Origin of the sequence: Enterobacter genomosp. O (assembly GCF_001022965.1) — a bacterium.
GTDB lineage: Bacteria > Pseudomonadota > Gammaproteobacteria > Enterobacterales > Enterobacteriaceae > Enterobacter > Enterobacter cloacae_L.
In genome coordinates, this window is sequence record NZ_LECZ01000011.1 from 1 (window position 1) to 3,229 (window position 3,229).

The following is a 3,229-nucleotide window of genomic DNA, read 5'->3' on the forward strand; positions in this document are numbered from 1 at the left end:
ATGCGCAGGCCGCAGACGTCCGGGGTATCAGGGTGGCGGAGGAAGGCGACGGCGCGCACGGCGAGGCCGCGGTTATCACTTACCGTCAGGGCCGGGGTGTGGCGGAAGACGCCGCTCAGGGGGAATGTGCTCATGGTCTGACTCCGTAAACGGGGGCTGATGCGGGTTCATCAGGCGGGTTAGGGCCGGTGCGTCCGGGGAGAGAAACGGTGCCCGGGCGGGATACCGGCAGAAGGGGGTCGGCGCTCACCGGATCATACCCGTGAGGCACGGCTATCATTGCCCGTTCCGCCGGTATGTCAACCCGCCGGCGCCGGCTTCCGGTATGAATTATCCTGAGACAGGGTATGAATGATACACCGGGAACTCCGGTTACCGGGTAAAGCGGGACGTCAAAACCGGAACAACATAGAGCCAGGAAAGAGTCCGATGACTCCGGGACATGCTTGTCTGAAAACATCTTACTGACGGCTCCTCTGAATGAGCAGTACTGACTACTTTGTTCAAATCAGGTCACATGGGTTTCAGATACCCGCTCACAAGGCCACCGGGTCCGGCTGGTACTGCGTATAGCTGATAGCGCAGTTATTACGTAATAAACCAGATATATTGTCAGGTAGCCCGGATTTCGCAGGGACGGCAAAACGATCACCTTTATTATTCTCCCCCGGTCCCTGAAAGGACCGAGACGTGAAGGTGGCCGATGAGCCGGATCATGATTCTGCAGAGCAGTGCGCGGCGGATCTCCCTGTTCCGGCGGGTGACACCGGAAATAATAAAAGCCGCTAATCAGCGGCTCACATGAGAGCGTTCTAATCGGTGTACAGGCAAACGGTCTTTAGGATAATTTACCGTGCCATTCATTTTCCTGACCTGAAAAAGCTTATGCTGCCTGCGGGTGAACATTCTGTTTAGCCCACCGTCATGGAAGATGACGGATTGCACCGTCCTGCCCCATTCTCTGGGGGCAATGTTTACAATAAGGAATTACTGAATGATACAATATCAGTCTCTGTTTCACTCTTCTGGTATGACTCATGCCCTGCCATTGACGCTGATACGCGTTACCTTTGGTTTGTTTTTTTTTGCATCAGGGTTCAATAAAGTATTTGTTCCTTCCAGCCAGGTAATAATGCTTGAAACCATCACTGAGGCCGGAATTCCATTTCCGGCCTTTATGGCCGTTTTTGTGGCCAGCTGTGAAACATTTTTTGGGCTGATCCTGAGCATCGGTTTACTGACCCGCCCCGGAGCACTGGTGCTGATGATTATCAGTCTGGTTGCGCTTTTTACCGTTGGACTAAATCATATCCCGACGGGACTTAATTTTCTGACGTGGTACAGCTGGCTGTTATACTTACCTGAGTCAGTTTATATTCTGATATGTATATTGCTGATTGTTCAGGGGGGGGGACCCTGGGGAGTTGATCGTGTGATTGCCAGGCGTCTCAATCGCTCCGGGTCATGATGTGTTGCAGGTATGTGTTTACCGTTATCCACATGTACCATGTGGTGCCACGAAGGGGCAGTCCGGCATCAAAGTGCCCTACTCTGCCCTTGTCCGGGGACTCAGGAAATCCACCTTGTCAATACCGGGGCTTATAGCCGTCCCGGGGATATGAATACTGCCCGGGACTTAATCATACAGATGCTGGCACGCTCTTTGATAAGAAGAGCAACAATAAGTACTGTGCAAAAAAACGGAGTCATGCATCAACGGGATGCTTGTTATTAAGGGCATCAGCGATCTGGCTTTTTCCCTTTTCTTCAAAGGCAGCAGGCTGATGCCCGGGATTTAAACAGTATGTCTCGTTAGCGTTGTATCTGATGAATCTCCAGTACGGTCTCCCCTACAGCAAAGAATGATGCTTAAGCAATGCATCGACTGAAAATATCATTATTGCTTGCTCAACATCTGCATTTGTCTGACTTTTCTTTTAAAATCGTTGAAAACATAATCCAGTTTCTTTTTCATGCTCTCTTTTTGAAGAACTGTTAAGCTTTTAACGTTACCTTCCTTATCTGTTGAAAAGGATGCGGAATCAAAGTCAACTAAATTAAATTCGTTACTTATTTCATCATACATGATATTCCCAAGATTAATATCATTGTGAGTAATGCCTAACCTGGAAAGTTTTTCACTTAAATACACAGCAGGGTTTTCCTGGTCAATAACCGATACTGCAGCCATAACTGCCGGCATATCGGTTAGTTTATTCAGAGAAATACCAGGGACAGCCCTCATGATATTTCTTACTTTTTTTGCTTCCGTACCATCCATTCCCTCAATGCGCACAAATGCACTTCCCGGGGCATAGAAAAGGTTGAATCCTTTTGCATTATTTATCGCTGAATGGAGCCTCGTCTTATTCTCCATGTCGAAATAACCTGAGAACTCCTTAATCAGCCACCCGTCCTTAAATGTACGTACGATCCCTATTGAGCCAACGCCTATCACGGATGAATTTGTTTCTTGTGACGGCGACCTTCTCCGTCGTATAAACAACCTCGACAGCCATCCCCTTGTGTGGGCTTCAGCGTTATTATTTGTGTGCGGTTCAGGGAATGCGGCCCCACCATGGATTGGCGCTAAACCGCTCTCATCCTTAAGCGTGACGGGATTATTGCGGCACATCCGGAACAGGTTCAGGCCGTCCACCGTCCCCGCCGGGTCTGCGGAGAGCCACCGGCCCGACCACGGCTGGCAGTACCGGTACCCGTAGTAGTACAGCCCCGTCGCGTCACGCTCCTTCCCCGAGTAGCGCACGGTTCTGTAGTCCGCCTCCGCCGCGCTGCGCGCCGTCAGGATGGCCGTCCCCCCGTACGGGTAGTACTCCTCCATGCTGATGACCCTGCCGTCACCGTCCACCTCCAGCCCGCTGCTCCCCGTCAGGTTATCGTGGCTGTAGCGCACCTGGTCGTTGCTGATGCCGTCCGGCCTGCCTGACGTCCAGTGCAGCACCCGCACCTGCGCACGCCCCGCCTCGCCCGCCGTCATCACCTGCAGGCGCTCCGTTTCCGCGTCACCGCGGTGCGTGCTGCGCAGCTCCAGCCCCGGCAGGTACACCACCCGCCGCGTCTGCACGCCGCTGCCCGTCTTCTGCACGCTCACCTTCAGCACCCGCTGACTCTGCGCACCGTAGCGGTAGCTCTCCCGGTCATCCCTGTCTCCGTCACGCACCACCGGCGTCACCGCCTGCAGCTCGTTACGCGCATTCCAGGCCTTCAA

2 protein-coding genes are annotated in these 3,229 nt (G+C 52.8%); one reads left to right on the top strand and one right to left on the bottom strand.

The annotated features are described in order from the left end of the window. Positions 1–994 precede the first annotated feature (994 nt). Positions 995–1,468, top strand: a complete 474-nt coding sequence (locus ABR39_RS00765; RefSeq protein ID WP_047345374.1) for a DoxX family protein — start codon at positions 995–997, stop codon at positions 1,466–1,468. A gap of 429 nt (positions 1,469–1,897) precedes the next feature. On the opposite strand, the gene ABR39_RS25290 is transcribed toward ABR39_RS00765, so the two are convergent. Beyond that, on the bottom strand, positions 1,898–3,229 hold a 1,332-nt coding region (locus ABR39_RS25290), incomplete at its 5' end, for an RHS repeat-associated core domain-containing protein (RefSeq protein ID WP_276202993.1).